This is a genomic window from uncultured Lentibacter sp., assembly GCF_937123735.1.
Taxonomy (GTDB): Bacteria; Pseudomonadota; Alphaproteobacteria; order Rhodobacterales; family Rhodobacteraceae; genus Lentibacter.
Genome location: NZ_CAKZKL010000030.1, coordinates 1 through 21,898, shown reverse-complemented (window position 1 = coordinate 21,898; position 21,898 = coordinate 1). Strand labels below are relative to the sequence as shown.

General features: G+C 62.0%; 23 protein-coding genes and 1 tRNA gene. 9 read left to right on the top strand and 15 right to left on the bottom strand.

Going from position 1 to position 21,898, the window contains the following annotated elements; all coding sequences use genetic code 11:
* Positions 1-17 precede the first annotated feature (17 nt).
* Positions 18-1,739 carry an arginine--tRNA ligase gene (argS, locus tag Q0478_RS09575; protein ID WP_298678699.1) on the bottom strand — a complete coding sequence of 574 codons (1,722 nt, stop codon included), beginning with the start codon at positions 1,737-1,739 and terminating at the stop codon, positions 18-20.
* A gap of 128 nt (positions 1,740-1,867) precedes the next feature.
* Between argS and Q0478_RS09570 the strand changes: the two genes are divergently transcribed.
* Both Q0478_RS09570 and Q0478_RS09565 read left to right on the top strand, forming a co-directional pair.
* Complete coding sequence (locus Q0478_RS09570) at positions 1,868-3,049, top strand: hypothetical protein (RefSeq protein ID WP_298678697.1); 1,182 nt, start codon at positions 1,868-1,870, stop codon at positions 3,047-3,049.
* A gap of 9 nt (positions 3,050-3,058) precedes the next feature.
* Entirely contained in the window at positions 3,059-3,511 is a 453-nt protein-coding gene (locus Q0478_RS09565; RefSeq protein ID WP_298678695.1) for a GNAT family N-acetyltransferase, read from the top strand.
* Positions 3,512-3,514: 3 nt separating this feature from the next.
* Here Q0478_RS09565 and modC read toward each other — a convergent pair whose 3' ends face one another.
* The 10 genes from modC to Q0478_RS09515 form a co-directional block, all read right to left on the bottom strand.
* The gene (modC, locus tag Q0478_RS09560) at positions 3,515-4,597 is read right to left on the bottom strand and encodes a molybdenum ABC transporter ATP-binding protein (protein WP_298678693.1); all 1,083 of its coding nucleotides are present in this window, start codon (positions 4,595-4,597) and stop codon (positions 3,515-3,517) included.
* Positions 4,594-5,286, bottom strand: coding sequence for a molybdate ABC transporter permease subunit (gene modB, locus Q0478_RS09555; protein ID WP_298678691.1), 693 nt, complete (start codon positions 5,284-5,286; stop codon positions 4,594-4,596). Before modB ends, modC begins: the two co-directional genes overlap by 4 nt.
* On the bottom strand, positions 5,283-6,035 hold the full coding sequence (gene modA / locus Q0478_RS09550) for a molybdate ABC transporter substrate-binding protein (protein WP_298678689.1): 753 nt from the start codon (positions 6,033-6,035) through the stop codon (positions 5,283-5,285). Before modA ends, modB begins: the two co-directional genes overlap by 4 nt.
* 72 nt (positions 6,036-6,107) lie before the next feature.
* Positions 6,108-7,478, bottom strand: a complete 1,371-nt coding sequence (locus Q0478_RS09545) for an aspartate aminotransferase family protein (RefSeq protein WP_298678688.1) — start codon at positions 7,476-7,478, stop codon at positions 6,108-6,110.
* 119 nt (positions 7,479-7,597) lie between these two features.
* Positions 7,598-8,170, bottom strand: a complete 573-nt coding sequence (locus Q0478_RS09540) for a hypothetical protein (protein WP_298678687.1) — start codon at positions 8,168-8,170, stop codon at positions 7,598-7,600.
* A gap of 95 nt (positions 8,171-8,265) precedes the next feature.
* On the bottom strand, positions 8,266-9,192 hold the full coding sequence (locus Q0478_RS09535) for a hypothetical protein (RefSeq protein ID WP_298678686.1): 927 nt from the start codon (positions 9,190-9,192) through the stop codon (positions 8,266-8,268).
* Positions 9,193-9,194: 2 nt separating this feature from the next.
* A complete protein-coding gene (locus Q0478_RS09530) occupies positions 9,195-10,508 on the bottom strand; it encodes a TRAP transporter large permease (RefSeq protein ID WP_298678684.1) in 1,314 nt (437 codons plus the stop codon).
* Positions 10,505-11,218, bottom strand: a complete 714-nt coding sequence (locus Q0478_RS09525) for a TRAP transporter small permease (protein ID WP_298678682.1) — start codon at positions 11,216-11,218, stop codon at positions 10,505-10,507. The genes Q0478_RS09530 and Q0478_RS09525 overlap by 4 nt, the downstream gene beginning before the upstream one ends.
* Positions 11,219-11,302: 84 nt before the next feature.
* Entirely contained in the window at positions 11,303-12,286 is a 984-nt protein-coding gene (locus tag Q0478_RS09520) for a TRAP transporter substrate-binding protein (RefSeq protein ID WP_298678680.1), read from the bottom strand.
* Positions 12,287-12,321: 35 nt separating this feature from the next.
* Complete coding sequence (locus tag Q0478_RS09515; RefSeq protein WP_298678678.1) at positions 12,322-13,569, bottom strand: FAD-binding oxidoreductase; 1,248 nt, start codon at positions 13,567-13,569, stop codon at positions 12,322-12,324.
* Between the two features lie 99 nt (positions 13,570-13,668).
* Here Q0478_RS09515 and Q0478_RS09510 point away from each other — a divergent pair, with 99 nt between their 5' ends.
* From Q0478_RS09510 to Q0478_RS09480, 7 genes are all read left to right on the top strand, one after another.
* A complete protein-coding gene (locus Q0478_RS09510) occupies positions 13,669-14,586 on the top strand; it encodes a LysR family transcriptional regulator (protein ID WP_298678677.1) in 918 nt (305 codons plus the stop codon).
* Entirely contained in the window at positions 14,583-15,335 is a 753-nt protein-coding gene (locus Q0478_RS09505) for an aspartate/glutamate racemase family protein (protein WP_298678676.1), read from the top strand. Before Q0478_RS09510 ends, Q0478_RS09505 begins: the two co-directional genes overlap by 4 nt.
* 66 nt (positions 15,336-15,401) lie before the next feature.
* Positions 15,402-16,190 carry an ABC transporter ATP-binding protein gene (locus tag Q0478_RS09500; RefSeq protein ID WP_298678675.1) on the top strand — a complete coding sequence of 263 codons (789 nt, stop codon included), beginning with the start codon at positions 15,402-15,404 and terminating at the stop codon, positions 16,188-16,190.
* A gap of 26 nt (positions 16,191-16,216) precedes the next feature.
* A complete protein-coding gene (locus tag Q0478_RS09495; protein WP_298678674.1) occupies positions 16,217-16,966 on the top strand; it encodes a transporter substrate-binding domain-containing protein in 750 nt (249 codons plus the stop codon).
* Positions 16,967-17,019: 53 nt separating this feature from the next.
* The gene (locus Q0478_RS09490; RefSeq protein ID WP_298678672.1) at positions 17,020-17,733 is read left to right on the top strand and encodes an ABC transporter permease subunit; all 714 of its coding nucleotides are present in this window, start codon (positions 17,020-17,022) and stop codon (positions 17,731-17,733) included.
* 4 nt (positions 17,734-17,737) lie between these two features.
* A complete protein-coding gene (locus Q0478_RS09485; protein ID WP_298678670.1) occupies positions 17,738-18,433 on the top strand; it encodes an ABC transporter permease in 696 nt (231 codons plus the stop codon).
* Positions 18,434-18,439: 6 nt separating this feature from the next.
* On the top strand, positions 18,440-19,237 hold the full coding sequence (locus Q0478_RS09480) for a dimethylarginine dimethylaminohydrolase family protein (protein WP_298678835.1): 798 nt from the start codon (positions 18,440-18,442) through the stop codon (positions 19,235-19,237).
* On the opposite strand, the gene Q0478_RS09475 is transcribed toward Q0478_RS09480, so the two are convergent.
* The 4 genes from Q0478_RS09475 to Q0478_RS09460 all read right to left on the bottom strand — a co-directional run bounded on the left by Q0478_RS09475 (position 19,218) and on the right by Q0478_RS09460 (position 21,745).
* On the bottom strand, positions 19,218-19,724 hold the full coding sequence (locus Q0478_RS09475) for a DUF4166 domain-containing protein (RefSeq protein ID WP_298678668.1): 507 nt from the start codon (positions 19,722-19,724) through the stop codon (positions 19,218-19,220). The two genes, Q0478_RS09480 and Q0478_RS09475, sit on opposite strands and share 20 nt — an antisense overlap.
* A 109-nt stretch (positions 19,725-19,833) precedes the next feature.
* Positions 19,834-19,909: transfer RNA gene (locus tag Q0478_RS09470), tRNA-Trp, on the bottom strand.
* A 38-nt stretch (positions 19,910-19,947) separates the two neighbouring features.
* Positions 19,948-20,697: a hypothetical protein gene (locus Q0478_RS09465; RefSeq protein WP_298678666.1), complete on the bottom strand. Its 750-nt coding sequence runs from the start codon at positions 20,695-20,697 to the stop codon at positions 19,948-19,950.
* The gene (locus tag Q0478_RS09460; RefSeq protein ID WP_298678664.1) at positions 20,681-21,745 is read right to left on the bottom strand and encodes a GSCFA domain-containing protein; all 1,065 of its coding nucleotides are present in this window, start codon (positions 21,743-21,745) and stop codon (positions 20,681-20,683) included. Before Q0478_RS09460 ends, Q0478_RS09465 begins: the two co-directional genes overlap by 17 nt.
* Between the last annotated feature and the right edge of the window lie 153 nt (positions 21,746-21,898).

Genomic DNA, 21,898 nt, shown 5'->3' with positions numbered 1-21,898 from the left:
GAAAAAAATCGCGCAGCTTACATTTTGGCCGGAACGTCGATCCCGAGAAGGCTGAGACCCAGCTCAAGCTGCCCCTTGGCCGCCGCCAGCAAACCAAGATGCGAGGCGGCCACTTTCGGGTCCACCCCTTCGGCCAGAACGCGGTTGGACTGATAAAAAGAGTTGGTCGCATTGGCGAGCTTGTAGACATGCAGCGCCATATTGCTCGGCTTGCGGGTCTCCACCGCGCGGGCCAGCTTGGCGGGGAACTCATCGAGCGTCAGAACAAGCGCGCGCGCGCCATCGCTCAGCTCGCTGAATGCGGCTGTCTCAAGTCCTGCCGCGCGCGCATTTTCCATCAGCGAGGCAATCCGCACACAGGTGTATTGAATATAGGGGCCCGTCTTGCCTTCAAACTGCAAAAACTGTTCCATATCAAATATGTAGTTGCTCTCGCGGTCGTGGCTCAGCTCGCCGAACTTGATTGCGGCAATGGCAATCTGCTCGGCGGTTTTCGCCAGCTCCTCGCCCGCGAGCTTGCCCATCTCTTCCAGCCGCGCACGGGCGGCGGCGTGCATCTCCTCCATCAGGTCATGGAGCCGCATCACCCCGCCCTCGCGGGTCTTGAAGGGCTTGCCATCGGTTCCGTTCACTGTGCCAAAAGCGGTGTGTTCCAGCCGCGTGTCGCCCAGAAGGCCGGTCTTTTCCATGCCGAGGAATACCTGCTGGAAGTGCATTTTCTGGCGCGCGTCCACAACGTAGAGGATGTAATCGGGGCTGTCGTGCTCAAGGCGGTCCACGATGGTCGCAAGGTCGGTCGCGCCGTATCCATAGCCGCCGTTGGAGTTGCGCAGCATCAGCGGGGGAAGCTTCTTATCCTCTTGTAAATGAACAACAATCGCGCCATCCGATGGCTCTGCAACGCCTTTGTCTTCAAGGCTTTGCACCAGCGGGCCCAGCATCTCCTGATAGCGGCTCTCGCCGTAAAAATAGGTGAACTCACACCCGAGCCGGTTGTAGTCGCGCCGCAGGCTGGCAATGCTCACATCCACGATCCGCTGCCAAAGCCGCAGGTAGCGCGCATCCCCCGCCTGAAGCGCCGAAGTGGCCACACGGGCGCGCTCGCGAAAGGCTTCATCCGCCTTTGATTTGGCCGAGGCCGCCGGATACCATTCTTGCAAATTATCCATTGTAATCGGGGCCTTGACCACCTCGTCAAACAGATCGGGGCGCACCTGCTCGATCTGGGTGATGAGCTGGCCGAGCTGCAAGCCCCAGTCACCCAGATGCACATCACTGACCACGTCATGCCCGGCAAATTCCAACAGCTTGATCAGCCCATGCCCCACAATGGCCGAGCGCAGATGGCCCACATGCATTTCCTTGGCAAGGTTCGGCCCGCCGTAGTCCACCATGATCTTTTGGCGCTCAATGCGCCCTGCCAGCGCCCGCGGATCAGCCGCTGAGGCCGCAACAAAGGCCCGCAGCGCCGCATCCGTGGCCTTGAAATTCAGAAAGCCGGGCTTGACAAAGTCCGCCTCAAAAAGCCCTTCAAGATCAAGCGCTTCCATCACAACCGCACCAGCCTCCATCGGGTTCATCTTCTGGCTCTTGGCCACGCCCATCAGCCCGTTGCACTGAAAATCGGCCAGATCCGGCCTATCTGACACGCGCACGGAGGCAAATTTGCGGTCATATCCGGCGCGCTCGAAAGCGGCATTGACCATCTGTTGCAGCGTTTCAATCAGCGTCTTTTGCATGGGCGCGCGCCTTCTTGGAGGGGGTTTCAAAGTGACGCTTTGCATATCGGGCTTGGGCCGGAAGGAAAAGAGCCAATTCACCACAGCAAGGCTTCCCCTCGCGCCGGAATTGCTGCTATCAGATCTGCATGACAAGCCAAGCGCCCCTGCGTATCAACATCGAATTCGTCTCGGCCTACCCCTCCCGTCCCCTGCGTGGCGAGGATGCCTATGCCGCCATCATCGGCGATGTGCTGGCGCGCATGGCGGGCCAGCTCGGCCATCAGGTCAGCCGCGAATACTATGTCAACGATGCCGGCCCGCAGGCCGATGCTCTGGCGCGCGGGGTCTATGCCCGCGTGCTCACCCCCAGCGCTTTTGAGGATGATGAAATCACCGCGCTCGCCACCACCGTGCGCAAGCGCTTGCCCGAGGCGCTCTTTGATAGCCCTGAGGCCAGCTGGCTTTCCCCCCTGCGCAGCGCCACAGTGGCTGCGGCCATGGAGCGCATCACAGCCGATCTGGAGGCGCTTGGTGTTGCCTTTGATGTCTTTACCGCCGAGAGCAGCCTTGAAACAAAAGGGGCGTTGCGCAAACTCTTGGATGATTTTGCAAGCAAAGCCGCGCTCATGGATGCCGCGGGCAACCTCTTGCAAACAGCCCCGGAGCCGCCGCTTGCACGGCTGATGCTGGATACAACCGCCCGGGGCGATCTGCGCCCGCGCGCGCTCACAGACTCCGACGGGCGCTACACATATTACGCCGCTGATCTGGCTTATCATGCCGATAAAATGGCACGCAGCTTTGATCTGATGATTGATGTGTTTCGCAAAGATCATGCCGCCTATGCTCCGGGGCTCGTGGCAGGGGTCGACCTTATCAGCGCCAGCCAGACAAAGCTCTCGGTCTGCCTGATAGATCCGGTCCGCCCGCCCAGCGAGGCCGACCCGTCGCCGCGCGTTGCCGCTCCTTTGGCCGCATTGCCCAAACTTGAGGCTTTGCTGGCCTTTTACGGCGCGCCGCTGTTGCGCCGCCTCTTCCTGTCTCATGCGCCGGGCAAGCCCTTGGCGCTGGCCTGTGACCCGGCCACACGCCGCGCGCTCAAAGCGGCTGAAGAGAGGCAGCTCGCCGCCCTGGCGCTGCCCGAAACCGGGGCAAGCGACGCGCCCGACGCCCTTGCCGAAATCGCATCCGCTTTTGAGGCGCGCACCCCGCACAAGCTCATGGCCGCAACAGATGCCCTCGCCAGCGCCAGCCTCGCGGCGCGGTCTCTCTCCAAAGAGGCCAAGTCAGGCCTTCTCGCAATGCGTGCCGCCTTGGGCTTCACATAAGGAAACCCGATGTCCCAGCTCATTCTGCGCCCCCCAACAGCCCAAGACCGCCCGGAATGGGACCGCCTGTTCACAGCCTATCTGAGGTTTTATGAAACATCGCGCCCCAAAGAGGTCTTTGACAGCTCCTTTGCGCGGCTCTTGTCGGGCGCGGACAACGAATTCAAAGGTCTGATTGCGCTGAAGGATGGGCAGGCCATCGGCTTCACCCACTATCTTTTTCACCGCCACATGTGGTCGGTTGAAAACACCTGCTACCTGCAAGACCTCTTCGTTGACCCCGCCGCGCGCGGCACGGGCGCGGGGCGCGCACTCATCGAGGCGGTGCATCACGAGGCCCGCGAAGCCGGCGCCAGCGGGGTTTACTGGATGACGCAGGCGTTCAACACGACCGCCCGCCAGCTCTATGATCGCGTGGCCGAGCTGACCCCGTTCATCCGCTACAACAAACCCATCAAGTAGCGCTCAGCCGCCCACATCTTCCTGGGCAATCGACACGGTTTTCACAATCGCATAGGCCTCAAGCCCCGCCGCGAGGCCCAGGGCGCGGGCAGAGCGCCGCGTGATCCGCGCCTGCAACTTGCCCGCAGGCGTCTCAAGCGCAACAAGCGCCCCAGGCCCCGCGCCCTCGCGCAAGCCCGTCACGCGGGCCTTGAGAATATTGAGCGCGCTGAGCCCCTCCGGCTTGCGGCGCGACAAGATCACATCGCTCGCCGCAATCCGCACCCGCAAGCGCGCACCCACCGGCTGCGCCACCTTGGGCAAAAAGAGCGGCACACCGCCCGCGCTGAGCTCGCTCAGCCCATCTTCGTGGTGCGCCACCAGCTGCGCGCTGATCACAGCGCCCACCCCGCGCACGCCACCGGGCACAAGCCCCGGATCTGCCAGCACATCTTGAGGGCGGCGCAGCCCCCGCGCCTGCCCCGCCTCAAAGCTCAGCACATGGTCCGCCAGCCGCCCCAGCTCGCTCACCGAATGGGTAACATAGAGAATGGGGATATCCTGTGCGTCGCGCAGCCGCTCGAAATAGGGCAAAAGCTCCGCCTTGCGCGCGCCGTCCAGCGCCGCCAGCGGCTCATCGGCCAGAAGCATCTTCGGCCCGCTCAAAAGCGCGCGGCCCAGCGCCACGCGCTGCGCCTCCCCGCCCGAAAGCCTGGCCGGGCGGCGCGCCATCAGCCCGCCGATGCCCAGCAGTTTCACGATACGGTCAAATTCCGGCTCCGGCACAGGTGTTGGCGCCAGCTTGCGCCCGTAGTTGAGGTTGGCTTCCACAGTCAGATGTGGAAACAGCCGCGCATCCTGAAACACATAGCCCGCCCCGCGCTTGTGCGTGGGCAGGCTCACGCCCGATTTGCTGTCATAAAGCACACGCCCCCCCAGCCCGATATGCCCCGCATCCGGTGGGGTCAAACCGGCAATCATATTGATCAGCGTGGTTTTTCCAGACCCCGAAGGGCCAAACAGAACCGTTATGCCCAAAGGCGCTTCAAACCTGGCAGCAAGCTCAAGCCTACCAAGAGATTTTGTGACATCCACCTTGAGGCTCATGCGCCCGCCACCTTCCGCGCCATGCGCCGCGCCAGCCATTCCGAGAGCAGCAGCGCCCCCATCGCAATGACCACCGCAATGATCACCAGCCGCGCCGCAGCGCTTTCCCCACCCGGCACCTGCAAGAAGCTGTAGACAGCCGAGGGCAACGTCTGCGTCTCGCCGGGGATGTTGGACACAAAGGTAATCGTCGCGCCAAACTCGCCCATCGCCTTGGCAAAGCCGAGCACCGCCCCCGCCAGAACACCGGGCAGCGCCATCGGCAGCGTCACCGTAGCAAACACTCTCAAAGGCGAAGCTCCCAGCGTGGCGGCCGCGTCCTCCAGCCGCGCATCCACGGCCTCGATAGACAGGCGGATCGCCCGCACAACCAGCGGAAACGCCATAATGGCCGCCGCCAGAACTGCCCCCGTCCAGCGAAAGGCCAGCGGCAGGCCAACGGCCTCCAGCACCCGCCCGCCAAGCCCTTGCGAGCCAAAGAAAACAAGCAGCAAATACCCTGTCACAACAGGGGGCAAAACAAGCGGCAAATGCACAAACCCGTTGAGCAGCCCATGCCCCCAGAAGCGCCCCCGCGCCAGCGCATAGGCCACCGCAATCGCCAGCGGCAGGCTCAAAAGCGTGGCCCAGAACGCCACCTTGAGCGAGAGCAGCACCGCCTGCCATTCCTCAACGCCAAGCCAACTCATGGACGCGGCTCCACTTTCAAAAACCCCTGCGCCTCAAACACGCGCCAAGCCGCAGCACTCTGCAAATAGGCCAGCACCTCACCCGCAGCGGCCCTGTCAGAAACCAGCGCTGCGGGGTAAATGATCGGGCTGTGCAAACTGGCCTCAAAGGCTTTCACAACCTGCACCCTTGGCTCTGCCAGCGCGTCACTGGCATAAACAATCCCGAAGCGCGCCTCGCCGCGCGCCACAAGTGCCAAGGCCGCGCGCACATTGTCTGTCTCAACCACCTGCGCCTTGAGCGGCGCCCATAGCCCCAGCGCCTCCAGCGCCTCGCGGCCATAAATCCCCGCCGGCACAGCCCGCGTCAGCCCCATGGCAATCCGCGCGCCTTCAAAGCTCTCGGGCGCATTGAGCCGCAGTGCGGGCGCAGCCTCACGGCTGATCAAAACGAGCCTGCCTGAGAGCAAATCAACACGGCTCCCCGCCACAAGCTTGTCGCGCGCCTCCAGAGTATCCATCCAATCAGCATGGGCCGAAATAAACAGATCCGCAGGCGCGCCCTGTTCTATCTGGCGCGCCAGCGTGGAGGAGCCCGCATATACCAGCCGCAGTTCATGGCCCGTGGCCGCTTCAACGGCAGGCTCAAGCGCATCCAGCGCAGTCTTCAGGCTCGCGGCGGCAAAAACGCTCACACGCTCCGCCGCCGCCGCACTGGCCAGAAGCCCCACGCAGCACGCCGCCAAAATCAAACTGCCAAGCCGAGCCAAGGTTACCTCACCCCATGAAAAAGCCCCGATGCTTTTGCAAACATCGGGGCCAATATGTCAGAGCTGGGCGCCTTAGCCCAGAACCGATTTCACCGCCTTGACCGTCTTGCCGACCACCTCGTCAGCCTCCGCATGGGTGAGGCAGAAGGGCGGCGCAAAACCAAGGATATCACCCTGCGGCATCGCGCGGGCAATCACCCCCTCCGCCAGCAAGGCAGCGGCAACCTGCGGCCCGATCTTCTCTGAAGCCTCAAAGAAAATTCGCCCCTCGCGCGCCTTGACGAACTCCACAGCACAGAGCATCCCCTCGCCGCGAATGTCGCCCACATGGACATGATCGCCGAGGGCATCCTTCATCGCAGCATTGAGATAAGCGCCTGTTTCGCCTGCGTTCTGAATGAGTTTCAGCGCGTCAATCAGCTTGAGGTTGGCAACGCCAGCCGCCGCCCCGATGGGGTGGGCCGAATAGGTCCAGCCATGGCCGATGGGGCCGTTCTCGTCCGTGCCCTGCTCCAGCACCTTCCACATCTTCTCGCTCACAATGCTGCCCGACAGCGGCGCATAGGCCGAGGTCAGCCCCTTGGCGATGGTGATGAGATCAGGCTTCATCCCGTAGTGCTCGGAGCCAAACATCGTGCCGAGGCGGCCAAAGCCTGTCACAACCTCATCGGCCACAAGCAAGATGTCGTGGCGCTCCAGCACCTCCTGAATGGCGGCCCAATAGCCCGCAGGCGGCGGCACAATGCCCCCGGTGCCCAGCACAGGCTCGCCGATAAAGGCTGCAATGGTGTCAGCCCCCTCGCGCTCAATCAGCGCTTCGAGTTCGGCCACGCAATGCGCCACAAACTGCGCCTCGCTTTGTTCAAGATTCTCACGGCGGAAGTAATAGGGCGCTTCGGTATGCACCACCTGCGCCAGCGGCAAATCAAATTTCTTGTGAAACAGCTCCAGCCCGGTCAGAGAGCCGGTCATCAGCCCGGAGCCATGATAGCCGCGCCAGCGCGAGATAATCTTCTTCTTCTCGGGGCGGCCCAGAATATTGTTGTAATACCAGATCAGCTTCACATTGGTCTCATTGGCGTCCGAGCCGCCGAGGCCGAAGTAGACCTTGCTCATGTGCTTGGGCGCACGGTCCATGATCATCTTGGCTAGCGTGATGCTCGCCTCGGTCCCGTGGCCAACGTAGGAGTGATAATAGGCCAGCTCCCTGGCCTGCGCGGCAATCGCCTCGGCAATCTCCTGGCGCCCGTAGCCGACGTTGACACAGTAAAGCCCCGCAAAAGCATCGAGCAGGCGGTTGCCCTCGCGGTCTTCAATATGGCAGCCATGCGCGCCCGTCACCACGCGCTGTGGCAGGTCTCCGCGCGCAAAATCAGCCAGATGGGTCGAGGAATGGAAAAAATTGTCACGATCCCACTGTTCAAGATGATCGTTTTTAAGCATGAAAAAAGCTCCAATGGTTGGCATCTCACCTTTATGCCGGAGCTCAGCGTGCAGATGGTTGGGTTAATGCGCGCCCCATACCTGCCAAAACAGCGCAGCCATTTCCAGAGGAAATTTCCTCACTGGCCAATTTTTGCAGCCATCTCGCCCATCATCCGTGCAACCTTGGCACTCGGGATCAGGGCCTGCTCACCCGCACCGGAAAGATCGCAAAGGGTGATATCGGCCTCGCCGCGCCGCCCTCCGGCTGCGCCACCGATGACATCGTCCAAGGCAACACCAGCTTCCCCAACCAGCAAGTCAACGCGCTCAAGCACCTGCGGATCAATCTCGCCCGCATCGCCCACAAGCGTCACATGCAACCCCCTGTGAAGCCAGTCTGCGCGCAGCTCTGCGGGTGCGCCCACCACAAAATCGCAGCTTCCCACAAGCGCCATCGCATTGGTCATAATCTCGCCGTCCAAGCCCAGCTCCGCCCCGATCTGGGCTGCACAGCGTGCGGCAGCCTGCGTGTCGCGCGCAAAAACCACCACCCGCTCAAACGGGCGAACATGTGCCGCCGCACGCAGCTGCGCGCAAGCCTCCGGCGCATCGCCCAGAAGCCCAGCCACCCGCGCCTTTGAAGGCGCAAGCCACTCGGCCGCCAAAGCGCCCTTGGCCGCAGCCCGAAGTTGAGCAGTCTCTTCTGGCATATGCGCCCCCCTGTACTGACCCCGTCAAACCACAGCCGCCTGCCTGTGTCAGCCCCCATCACGGTAAACACTCTGTTGATACCTCCGCTGCCCGCTCAGGGCCGGCGCAAAAACAGTGGGCGCATGACAATGGCTGTAAGATACATGGGGATCTGGTAGCAGCCCAGAAAAATGAGGAATTCCGGCGAATGAACCACCGGAAGCGCCACGAAAAACAGAGCCACATTGCGGTTGCCCGCAACAATCGCAAAGGGCACAGCCTCTGGCGCTGAAACATGGCGGCGCAGCCAGCCAAAGGCCAGCCCCTGCAAGCCCAGATTGGCCACGAGCACGAGCAGCAACCAGCGCAAGACCTCCCAAGGCTGGCTCTGCAAGGCCGGCCCGACAGCGCTCATCAGCCCGACCACGATCACCGCCAGCGCAATTGACATCACCCCGTCCAACGCGTGGCTTTGGGCGGCCTTCAGCTCCGGCTGCACCAGATGTCGGACTCCAAAGGCCAGCCCGATGGCCAGCCAGATCGAGAGCAAAAGCTTTGCCGCAGCCCAAAGCGCCGCCGCGAGGTCTCCCAGCGCCGGGCTGAGCCAGAACACAGGCACAACCGTCAGCGGCAAAAGGGCTGTGCCCAAAATGAGCAGACGAAACGCCGGTTCGGGCGCATGGCCCAGCAGGATGGCGATATTGGGGCTGCCCGTCACCGACGGGGCGGCCAGCATCAGCGTGAACGCGACCGCATAGGGCGTGCCGGCAAGGCCAAGGGCCGCAAAGGCCGCCAGCGCCAGAAGCGGCAGGGCAAGCTGGTAGCCCAGCACCACAGCCAGCGTGCGCCCGATCCCCTTCAGCCCGCTCAGCGCCTGCTGCGGTCCAACCCGCAAGCCGGTGAGAAACAACAACACCAGCACAAGCTCGGCGAGCCAGGGTTTGAGCGCCGCCGCGAGCGACGGCACCAAAAGCCCGCACAAGAGCCCCAACACAAGGGCCCAACGCCCGTGGCGCGCCACAAATCCCAGCGCGCCCAGCATGGCTACCCGGCGCCGCCCTGCCGGATGTTGTCAGGCAGCCAGGTTGCAAGCTCAGGGAAGATCACCAGGATCACCACCATCAGAAGCATCAGCCCCACCATGGGTATGGCCGTCTTGGCGATATAACTGATCTCATGCCGGGTCATCCCTTGCAGCACAAACAGATTAAACCCGATCGGTGGTGTCACCTGCGCAGTCTCGATCACCACCACCAGGAAGATCCCAAACCAGATCACATCAATCCCTGCGGTGCGGATCATTGGTTCCACAATCGCCATGGTCAGCACCACCGAAGACAGACCGTCCATGAACATCCCCAAGATCAGGTAAAAGACCGTCAGCACCGCAATCAGCGCAACAGGCGAAAGATTGTAGCTGTCAATCAACTCGGCCAAGGCCCGCGGCAAGCCCGTAAAGCCCATCGACAACGAAAGGAAAGCCGCCCCCATCAGGATGAAGGCAATCATGGCGGAGGTCTTGGTTGCACCCATCAAGGCCTGCTTGAAGGTCGCCCAATCCAGCGAGCCCTGCACCGCCGAAAGCGCCAAAGCCCCGACAACTCCCACAGCTGCGGCCTCTGTCGCCGTCGCATAGCCCAGATACATCGAGCCGATGACCACGAACACCAATCCGAATATCGGCAGCAGAAAGCGGCTCTCCGCGATCCGCTTTGACAGCGGCATTCTGGGCTCCGGTTCGGGCCGCTGGCTTGGGTAGGCATAATGCCAGCCAATGATGTAAAGCATGAACAGCCCCGCCAGAACTAAGCCAGGAAAGACCCCGGCCATAAAGAGCTTGGTGATGCTCTCATTGATCGTCACCCCATAGACAATCAACGTCAGAGACGGCGGAATCATCAACCCCAGCGTGGCCGCACCGGCAAGGGTTCCGATGATCATGAACTCAGGATAGCCCCGCTCACGCAGCTCGGGGATCGACATCTTGCCAACCATATTCAGCGTCGCCGCCGAGGAGCCTGAGACCGCCGCAAAAATGGTGCAGCCCGCGATATTGGTGTGCAACAACCCCCCCGGCAGATAGCGCATCCAGGGCGCAAGGCCGCGAAACATATCTTCTGACAAGCGGGTGCGGTAGAGAATTTCCCCCATCCAGATAAACAACGGCAGCGCCGTGAGCGTCCAGCTTGAGGCCCCCGACCAGATGGTGGTGATCATCGCATCGCCCGCCGGGCGCATGGTGAACAGCTCCATGCCCACCCAGGCCACCCCCATCAGCGCAAGCCCGATCCAGACAGACCCGCCCAAAAGCGCAAACAACACGAAGAGAAAAATAACCGTGGCGTAGACTTCGCTCATTCCAAAACCTCCCCGTGAATTTGTGTCTCCCGCAAGCACAACAGCCGCAGCAGATAGTCCCAGATGGCCACCGCCAGCAGCACCGTGCCCACCGACATGGGCAATTGTGGCAACCAGACAGGCGTATACACCCAGCCCGCGCCCGCATTGGCCCACAGCTTGCCCCACTCAAGAGGCGAGGTGGCAAACATCTGGAAAAAGGTGATCAGCCACTCGGGCGTAAAATCCTGCCCCTGCGTGCGGTCATTGAGCATCTCGGACATGATATTGGTCTTGATGGCGTAGCGGGCAAAATAGGTCGCCGTCACAGCCGCAATCCACATCGCGAGCGCATCGAGCCAGAATTTCGTGAAGGTATTGAGATTGAGAAAAATCGACACCCGGATGTGCGCGCCCTGTGTCAATGTGTAGGCCAGCGCAAAAAACGAGGTCGCCGCCATGGCATAGCCCGCATATTCGGTCGAGCCGGGGAAGGTGACATTTGACCACCGCGCAATCATTTGCCCGATGATCAAGAGCAAAATCAAGACCATGAACACCGCCGCCAAAGCGCCTGCCGCCGCGTAGATCCGGTCCAATATCCGCCAGACCGGGCGCAACTGCACCGCCGCCGCAGGGCCTTTCCATAGGCAATACAGCGCCAGAATGCTCGGAAATACAAACAGCCAGACCCAAAGGGGCAGCCCCAGAAATGCTTGCCAGTCTCGCATGGCCCTCCCTCTCTTCTTTTATGTGGTGTGCGCCCCGCCAGCTGTTTGGTGGCGGGGCGACATGCTGTCAATCAGGGCAAGATCTTACTTGGAATTGTAAGCATCCAGAATATCCTGCGCGTCAGACCCGGCTGTGGCAATCCAATCCGCCTGCATCTTGGCACCGATTTTTTGCAGCTCGGCCAAGAACTCGGGCCCCGCATCCTGAACGGTCATACCATTGGCTTCAAGCTGTTCGAAATACCAGTTGGCCAGCTCCGCAGACTTTGCGTTACAGGCCGCGCCGGTTTCGTCGGCTGCCTTTTGAACGGCCGCCTGCATATCGCTGCTCAAGCCGTCCCAGATCCCCTTGTTCACCATCACATAGTTGCGCGGATGCCAGGCGTTGACCTTGTAGTAATGCGTCAGCGTTTCCCAGACCTTGCGGTCATAGCCCGTTGAGCCAGAGGAGATAAAGGCCTCCGCCACACCCGTCGCCAGCGCCTGGCTCAGCTCGGCAGCTTCCACCTGCACAGGGATCATGCCCAGCTCTTCCGCAAAGGTTGCGGTGGCGGTGTTATAGGAGCGGAACTTGACCCCCTGTGTGTCCGCCGAAGAGGCCACAGGCTTTTTGAAATAAAACCCCTGACCCGGCCAGGCACAGGTATACAGCGTGACCAGGTTCTGATCGGCCAGCTGGGCGTTGACCTTGTCTTTCGCGGCAGCCCAGAGCTTCTCGTTGTCTTCATAGGTGGTGGCAATGAACGGCACATTGTCCCAGCCCAGCAGCGGCGCTTCATTGGCATGGGCGCTCATGAAACGCTCTCCGATCGGGGCCTGCCCGGTTTGCACGGCGCGCTTGATCTCGCCCCCCTTAAAGAGCGAGCCCCCGGGATGCACCGTAATATCAATCTCCCCGCCGGTGTAATCGCGCACCTTATCCGCAAAAACCACACCCATCTCGGAGTGGAAATTCGTGGCCGCATAGGCCATGGGCATATCCCATTTCTCCGCCATCGCCGCATTGGCGGCCATGCTCAACGCCACCGTTGCAGCGGCTGTGCCCAGTTTTTTCGTCAGTTTTTTCATGGTCTTTCTCCCGTTGGTTTCAGTTTCTTTTCTTGTCAGCCCTTGGCAAAGCGCTTGGGCTGGAAGGGCCGCATATCATGGTTGGAATGTTGCCCGGTGATCATATCGGCAACAAGCCGGCCCGTCTTGGGCCCGCCCGTGAGGCCGATATGATGGTGGCCAAAGGCCGCAAAGACCCCGCTCTGCCCCAGCTCGCCAATCAGTGGCAAACTGTCGGTGGGCGCGGGGCGAAAGCCCAGCCACTCTTCCTCTCCCGTTGCGGTGAGCGCGGGGAAAAACTCTTTGACCTTCTTGCGCAACAGCGCCAGCGGTGCCTTGGAGCGGGTTTCGCTCAAACCGCCAAACTCCACGATCCCGGCACAGCGCAGCCCCTGGTCCATGGCGGTGGCCACAAATTTGCCCGCCGCCAACATCATCGGGTTGTTCGGCCTCTGGCTCGGTTCCCGATACACAATGTGATAGCCCCGTTCAGCCTCAAGCGGCACGCTGAGGCCCAACTTGCCCATCAGCGCTTTTGACCACACCCCCGAAGAGATCACAGCCTTGTCGCAGGCAATGCGGCCCACGGTGGTCTCCACGGCAGAAATCTGGCCGCCGCTCACATCAAAATCCTTGACCTCAGCGCGCACAAACCGTCCGCCAAGCTGTTCCAGAAGCCCCACAAGCGCTTGCACATAGGCCCCCGGGTTGAGGATAAACCCGTGGTTCTTGAGCACCGCCAAGAGCCCGGCGTTTGGGCCCAGAATCGGCTCTCTCTCCTGCACAGCGCCGCCCTCGACAAGCTCTGGCACAAAGCCCGCGTCCGCGCGCAGCTGCCAGCTAAAGGCATCCGCCTCAAAAGCGGCACGGTCCTTGTAAACAAACGAATACTCTGACTCACAAACCCATTTCGCCACATCGGTGCCCCGGGTCAGCGCCTGGTGCTGCTCCAGGCTGTCACCCACAATCGTGGTGAGCCCCTGGCTGATCCGGCGGGTGTCGCCGCTGTTGGCGTGAGACAAATAGCGCACAAGCCAGGGCACAAGCTTTGGCAAATAGCTCCAGCGCAAAAACAGCGGGAAATTGGGGTCTGCCAGATAGGCCGGCCCCTTGGCCAAAAGCCCCGGCCCCGTGACCGGGACCACAGAGGAGCTCGCCAGAATGCAGCCGTTGCCATAAGACGCGCCCATGCCGGGTGCGCCCTTGTCAACCAGCGTAACCGCCATGCCAGCGCGCCGCAGCCAGATCGCCGTGGCCGCGCCCACGATCCCTGCGCCAACAATCACGATATGCTCTGACGTCATCTTGGCCCCCGTTGCAGGCCTTCACTCTGGCGAAGCGGTCACATCATTTCAAATACAATTATCTCTCGCACATATCATTTTTTGTGATAAGAAGCCCCCATGCGTCTCAGGTTCAGACAGCTTCAGGCCTTTCATGCCATCGTCGAAAGCGGCACCGTCACCGGCGCAGCAGAGGCGCTTGGCATTTCCCAACCGGGCATCTCAAATCTGCTCGCCCAGCTGGAACGCCAAACGGGACTGCCGCTGTTTGAACGCATCCACGGGCGTCTCTTGCCCACCCCGGAAGCCGCCATGTTGCACCGTGAAATCGACACGGTGGTGCGCGGGCTGGATCACGTCACCCAAACCGTTGTCGATCTGCAAAACAAGCAGGCCGGCCAGCTTCAGGTGGCCTCGCAACATTCCATGTCCTTCGGTTTCATTCCCGCCGTGATTGCCAAATTCGCCAAGAGCCGCCCGGATATGAACATCTCCTTTCAGTCGCAATATTCGACCAAAATTCAGGAATGGGTCACCTCGGGGCTGTTTGAAATCGGCATATGCGAGCACCCGCTGCTGTATGACACCCTCACCGCCTACCCCTTGCAGGTCGAAACCCGCCTCGCGCTGCACCGCGATGACCCTTTGGCACAGCACGCCCAGCTCACGCCCGAGCTGCTCGCCGGCGCACCGGTGATCTCCATGGGCCCCGATCACATGACCCACCGCCGCCTGCGCGACGCCTTCACAGAAGCCGGGCTGAAAATGCGCACGCGCGTCCATTCCCACCTGTTCAAAAATCTGCTCAGCTTTGTGAAAGAGGGCATGGGCGTGTCCCTGCTGGATCCCTTCGTGTTGGAACATGATTGCGACCCGCGCTTTGTGAGCCGGCCCTTCGCGCCCAAAATCCATATGGACATGGCCGTGATCACCTCCGCCACCCGCCCGCTGTCGCAGACGGCGAAAGAGTTTCTCGCGCTGCTCCTGTCCGAGCTTGAGCCCTATCAGAGCGCACAAGGCGCGCCATCCCGCCCATGACAGATAAAACCATCCCCCGCCTCGGCATCCTTTTGCTCGACACCGCCTTTCCGAGGGTGCCCGGAGACATCGGCAATGCCGCCAGCTGGCCGTTTCCGGTTGCCTATGAGGTGGTCAGCGGCGCAACGCCCGAGGCGATCGTTGCCAATGATCCGCGCAAGCTGCTGGCCCAGTTTGTCAGCGCCGGCAAAAAGCTTGTCGCCCAAGGCTGCACGGGCATCACAACAACCTGCGGGTTTCTGTCGCTGTTGCAAGATGATCTCAAATCGGCGCTGGGCGTGCCCGTGGCCACCTCGGCACTGATGCAAATTGCCTCAATCAACGCACTCTTGCCCCCCGGCCAGCGCACCGGCGTGGTGACCATATCAGCCCAGAGCCTCACCGCGGCCCATCTTCTGGCCGCAGGCGCTCCGGCCGACACCCCCCTGATCGGCACCGACACGGGCAGCTTCAGCGCCTCCATCCTGAACAACCTGCCCGAGCTTGACACACAGGCCGCCGCCCAAGAAATCCGGCGCGCGGCCCTCACGCTCTGCGCCGACCACCCCGAGCTGGGCGCGCTCGTGCTGGAATGCACCAACATGCCCCCCTATGCCGCCGCCGTGGCCCGGGCCACAGGGCTGCCAGTCTATTCGATCCACAGCTTTCTCTGCTGGTTCCATGCCGGGCTCGCTCCGCCCACCTTTGGCGCTCCCTTCCCAAGGGTCACCGGCCCGGGCCTTGAGAAAAAGATTGCCAATCAACCCTAAAAAACTAATCTCAAAGGGCTGCACGCCGGGATTCTCCGGGCAGACGGGAGAAAAGATATACACCACATGACCGACCCAGCATCCGCCAGTGGCACCGCTGCCACGCTGCAAGTGGAAGACCTGCACAAATCCTTCGGTGACCTGGAGGTTCTCAAGGGTGTGTCCATGTCCGCGCGCGAGGGCGATGTTGTCTCGCTCATTGGCTCTTCCGGCTCCGGAAAGAGCACTTTCCTGCGGTGTATCAACCTGCTGGAGCTGCCCACAGCCGGGGTTATCCGCTTGTCGGGCGAAGAGGTGAAATTCAAGGGCAGCGGGCCAAACCGTGTGCCCGCCGACAAAAAGCAGGTGGCGCGCTTGCGCTCCCAGCTGGGGATGGTGTTTCAAAGCTTCAATCTCTGGCAGCATATGACCGTCTTGCAAAACGTCATGGAAGGCCAGGTGCAGGTGCTGGGCGTGCCCAAAGCCGAAGCGCGCGCGCGCGCCGAGGCCATCCTGGAGCGCGTCGGCCTCTATGACAAACGCGCGCAATACCCGGCCTTTCTGTCCGGCGGGCAGCAGCAACGCGCCGCCATCGCCCGCGCCGTGGCCATGGAGCCCAAAGTCATGCTCTTTGATGAGCCGACGTCCGCGCTCGATCCGGAACTGGTCGGCGAAGTGCTCAAAGTTATCCGCGGCCTCGCCGAAGAGGGGCGCACCATGATCCTTGTGACCCATGAAATGAGATTTGCGCGCGATGTCTCGTCTGAAGTGGTCTATCTGCACGAAGGCCGCGTCGAAGAGCGGGGCGCGCCGGATGAGATTTTCACACATCCCAAAAGCGAACGCTTCGCCGCATTCATTCAAAACACTCACTAAACCGTAAACCAACAGGAGACCAAACCATGACCATCAAATCCATTCTTGGCACAGTCGCCGCTCTGGCGCTTACCGCCACAGCCGCCTCCGCCGACATCAAAATCGGGTTCGCGGCCGAAGCTTACCCCCCCTTCACCGCCAAAAATGCCGCCGGTGAATGGGAAGGCTTCGAAGTAGACCTCAAGAATGCGCTCTGCGCAGCCATGAAAGAAGAATGCACCGTCGTTGATGTGGCCTGGGACGGCATCATCCCGGCCCTGCTCGCGGGCAAGATCGACGCAATCGTCGCCTCCATGTCGATCACCGAAGAGCGCCTCAAAACCATCAACTTCTCGGACAAATACTACAACACGCCCGCCGTGCTTGTGGCCCCCAAGTCGTCAGACATGAGCGCCGACAGCACCGATGGTAAAATCATCGGCGTGCAAGTCTCCACAATCCACCAAAACTATGCCGAGAAGCATTTTGGCGGAGCTCAGATCAAAACCTACTCGACATTTGACGAGCACAACCAGGATCTCACAGCCGGCCGTGTCGATGCGGTTGTGGGTGATTCCATTGCCTTCTCCGATTACCTCGCCTCCGCCCCTGACATGGAAGTGAAAGCCGAGCTTTCAGACGAAGAGGTCTTTGGCCCCGGTGTTGGCGTGGGAATGCGCAAGGAAGACACGGAGCTGGCCGAAAAGTTCAACGCGGCAATCAAACAGATCCGCGCAGACGGCACCTATGATGCCATCGGCAAAGCCTATTTCGACTTTGACATCTACGGCGGCTAAACGCCTCCTGCGCGCGCCAAAACTCTGGCGCGCGCCTTTTTTGATCGGACCCCATGGAAAACGCGCTCGAACTCCTCGCATTGTCGCCGCCCGGCTGGGGCGGCAACCTCTTGCGCGGGCTGTGGAGCACGTTCCAGATCGCGCTGGGCGCCTATATCCTCGGCCTTGCCCTCGGCCTCTTTGGCGCCTTTGGCAAAATCTACGGTGGCCCGGTGCTGCGCGGTGTGCTCACGGTTTACACCACCGTCATCCGCGCCGTTCCTGAGCTCGTGCTGATCCTCTTGCTCTATTACCTTGGCACCGATCTTCTCAACATGGCGCTCACCTCCATGGGCTTTGAGCGCATGGACATCTCCGGCCTCTGGGCGGGCATCTATGTCATCGGCTTTGTGCAGGGCGCCTACTCCACCGAAGTGCTGCGCGGCGCGTTTCACGCGGTCCCCTTCGGGCAGATCGAGGCCGCCCGCGCCATTGGCATGTCGGCCTTCACCGCGCACTGGCGCATCATCCTCCCCGCGATGATCCCTTTCGCACTGCCCGGCCTTGCCAATCTCTGGCTCATCGCCACGAAGGAAACCGCGCTTCTGGCGGTTGTCGGCTTCTCCGAGCTGGCGCTGGAAACCAAGCAGGCCGCCGGCGCAACCAAGGCCTATTTCATGTTCTACCTCGCCGCAGGCGCGCTCTATCTCATGCTCTCGCTCGCCTCCACAGGCGTCTTTGCACTGGTCGAGCGGCGCTTCCGCCGCGGCCAGCCGAGCCAGAGTTGAGCCCATGGATTGGTCCTGGCTCCCCGAATATCTGCCCCGCTTCGTCGAAGGTCTCTGGCTCACACTCCAGCTTCTCTTCTGGTCGATCCTCATCGGCATGTCGCTGGCCATTCCCATTGGCCTTGTGCAGGTCACTGGCCCGCGCCCCTTGGCATGGCTCGCGCGCGGCTTCACAACGGTGATCCGTGGCACACCGCTGCTCATTCAGCTCTGGCTGATCTACTACGGCGTCGGCTCGCTCTTTCCCTCCATTCCGGGGATACGCGAAAGCTTCCTCTGGCCCGTGCTGCGCGATGCTTTCCCCTATGCGGTTCTGGCCTTCTCGCTCTCCGTGGCGGGCTATGAAGGCGAGATCATGCGCGGCGCGTTCCGGGGCGTGCCCAAGGGCGAGCTGGAGGCCGCCCGCGCTGTCGGCATGAGCCCCTTTCAGGTGCTGCGCCGGGTCTGGCTGCCGCGTGCTTTGCAAAACACCTTTCCCACCCTCACAGGCGAGTTCATCCTCACCCTCAAGGCCACGCCACTGGCCGCCACGATCACGGTCTTTGAGGTCTACGGCATCGGCTCCATCGTGCGGCAGGAAACCTACAAAATCTACGAGCCCCTCCTGTTTGTGGCGGCGATCTATCTCTGCCTCACAGGTATTCTTGTGCTCGGGTTCCGCTATCTGGAAAACCGCATTCCCAAACAGTCCCGCAGCTAAAGGCGCATCATGTCCCGGTCCTACACCTTCACCCACGCCATCTCGCGCGTGCCGTCCCAAAGCATCACAAACGGCCTGCGCGCCGTTGACACGGGCACGCCCGATCTTGCGCTTTTCGCGCAGCATCACGCCGATTATGTCGCCGCCCTGCGCTCCACAGGCGCGCATATCGAGCTGCTGGATGCGCTCGAAGACTACCCCGACAGCGTCTTTGTCGAAGATGCCGCGCTGTGCCTGCCCGAAGGCGCGGTTGTCATGCGCCCCGGCGCGCCCACCCGCTTGGGCGAGGCCGCGCTCATGGCCCCGACACTGGCCAAGTTCTACCAAGACATCCGCACCATCCAAGCGCCTGATTTCATCGAAGGGGGCGACATCCTCACCACCGAAACAGAAATCCTCGTCGGCACATCGGCCCGCACCACATCAGGCGGCATAGAGGCGCTGCGCCGCGCCACCGCCGATTGGGGCTACACCGTGCGCGAAGTCGCCACCCCCGCCGGGGTGCTGCACTTCAAAACCGATTGTTCGCTGCTCGATGAAGAGACCATCCTCTCCACCAAGCGCCTCGCCGCCTCGGGCTGCTTTGAGGGCTACCGCGTGCTGCACACCGCCGAGGGCGAAGACGCCGCGGCCAACACCATCCGCTTCAACGATCTGGTGATCATGCCCTCAGGCTTTCCGCGCACCGCCGAGGCGCTCGACAAGGCCGGCTACACCATCCGCGAGGTTGGCAATTCAGAGGCTGCCAAGCTTGATGGCGGCATGTCCTGCCTCAGCCTGCGCTTCAGCCCGCCGCAGGGTTGAGCCAGCCCTCATAGGCCAGCAAGACAAAGCCGGCAATCGGGGCGCGCACTTCAACCTTGAAGTGGTATCTCCCGCGCTCCCCCCACTCCTGCGCCGTGATCTGCGGCCAAAGCACGCGCGGCACAGGCATGTCAAACAGGCGCACCGCCGTCGTCACCTGTATCAAGCGCCCCGCGACGAGCTCCAGACGGGAGGTGATGGTGGCCGCGCCCATGCGCTCGCTCACCTCTTCACCACTCTGCCACAACAGGCTCACAAGCTCGCGATCCTTGATCTGGCGCCGCCAGATCGCGGTATTTTCCTCCTCGCGGGTGCCAAACCACAGGGGCGCATCCTTGCAGGGCGGCGGATACCCCAGAAGCCGCATCACAGGCGCGCTGTGCAGCGTAATTTCCCCCTCGCGAATGCCCACACCCGCGTGCAGCGCCTGCACCTCCGGCGCCAGCTCGGCAAAGCGCCCGGCCAATATACGTTGAAAAAGCCTCATCCTGTCTCCCCTCTCTCACCGCTGTCTTGCGCAAAACGCACAAGAAGCCAAGCCTAAGCCTACGCCCAAGCCCAAAAGGGCGCGCAGCAATCCAACGCTGGAAAGGAAGTGGCAGGGGCACACAGACTCGAACTGTGGGCCTACGGTTTTGGAGACCGTCGCTCTACCAACTGAGCTATACCCCTAAGGCCGACCTGTGAGATAAATCGGCACGGCGCGAAAATCAAGGCGCTTTTTGCCCGCCAAAGCGCTTTTCCAACACCAAGGCCGCATAGCTGGGCGCTTTGTGAATGGCGTCCTGTTTTTGCACGGCCCCCTCTATTGCAAACTCCGGCCGGGTGAACATCCCCTCCATCACCGTCTTCTCGGGCTGCGCCACCAACTCAAGCCCCAAATCTGCAAAAGCGCCCTCCAGAGCCTGCCAAAGCCGGGCGCGCGCCTCAACGGGGGCCTCGCGCAGCTTTGGCGCCGCGTGTAGCAAGCCGCCCTCGGCCTCTTGGTCCACAACTCCCCAACAAGGAAAGCCCGCCGCCACAAACACAACTGTGTCCGCACCATCCGCCTTGAGCTGCCGCGCCCACCGCACGGCCCGGCGCTCGCTCAGAAATTGCGCCGCCGCATAGGCCAGCGCCGCCGCGCTCACCGCGCGCTCCGGATCGGTCAGCACAGCAAGATAGGCCGCAAAAAACTCTGCAAGCCTGAGCCGACCACCATAAAACACAAATGTCTCAAAATCATCGGGCCGCAACGCCAGCCGCCCCGCTTCGTTGATGGCCAAAACCGCCGCCTGCCCCGCCGGGCCAAGCGCGCGCAAGGCGCCGTCGCGGTAGTCCAATTGCCGGTAAGCCGGCCCCGCCGCGCCCCAGAATTCCGGCGGTGCGCTGAGAAATCCGAGCAAACCGGCATCCTGCGCCCGCCGCACCGTGGCGATGTTGCTATCGCCAAAAATCACCATGCTATTTGGCAAAGGCATCCAGAAGCGCCTCCTCGCATATCAGCTCCATCTGCCGCCCGGCCGCTTTTCGCCGGCCCCGCCCAGACTTTTCTGCCTTCTTTGGCGCGGGCGGTCCAAAAACACGGGCCTGCTCTGCAAAGAAATGGCGCATCACCAAAGCCACGCCCTCAGGCACCACCCGGCGCATATCCGGCGCAAAAAACATGCCCCGTGCCACCGGCTGGGTGAGGATCTCGTAGGCGGGAAAATAATCCACTGCCGGATCCTGCGCCGCCACCGCGCCAGCAACCGCGCGCAGCAGCGCCTTGGCGTGGCTCGTGGCCGTCAGCACATGTTGGCCCGAAGCGCTCGCAACCGGCGGCACAGGCGAGACCGTGAGCACAACCCGCAACTCTGGAGTCTGCGCCCGCATCAGGGCCAAGGCTGCGGCGATATCCGCATGCAGCGCGTCATACCCTGCGTTGTGAAACTCATGTGCCTGAGGGTCAAACGCCGCCCCGGCCACCGTGCCGGGACAAAGCGCATATTCCAGCCCGCTCTGACGGTTGCGCCAGGACTCCGTCCGCCCGAGTGTGAAGACAAAAACATGGGCGTCACGAACGGCTCTGCGCAGGCCCGCCAGGGTCGCGGCACGCGCGTCCAGAAGCTCGCTCTTGCTGGCAAACCCCTCAGGTTCGATACACGGGCGCAAAGGGTCATACCAACGCCCATTGGCCTGCCAAAGCTCAGTGTCTCCGCCTTCAAAGGCGAGCCGCAGCCACTGCAACAACATATGCGGCGTATAGATATTGCCGGTGCGACAGCTGAAAACCCCGTAATTAAAACGCTGCGCCCCCGCTTCGCGCAGCCAGGGCGGGGTTGGCTCTGTTTGCAGCCAGTGATAGCCCCGCGCATCCAAAGCAGGACCAATGTGTTGCGCAAAACAACTTCCCGCCGTCGCAATCGGGGTGTCCGCGTCAATGGGAAACTTGGGCTGCCAAAGCTGCTCCAGGCCCAAAACGCCTGTCTCGGCAACAGCAGAATGCCAAAAGGCATGGGCGGGCAGAGCCTGATAGGGATGGGTCATGAACCGGGGCCACTTGTGAAAAAACGCAAGCCAACCCTAGCAAGCCTGACATCACGCAGCAACCACCCAACCCGTGGTCACTGTGCCGGAAGGTGCGCAGTCAATGCGCACCCTACCACCGTGCGCAAAAGGGCTGCCCCTTCGGGCAGCCCT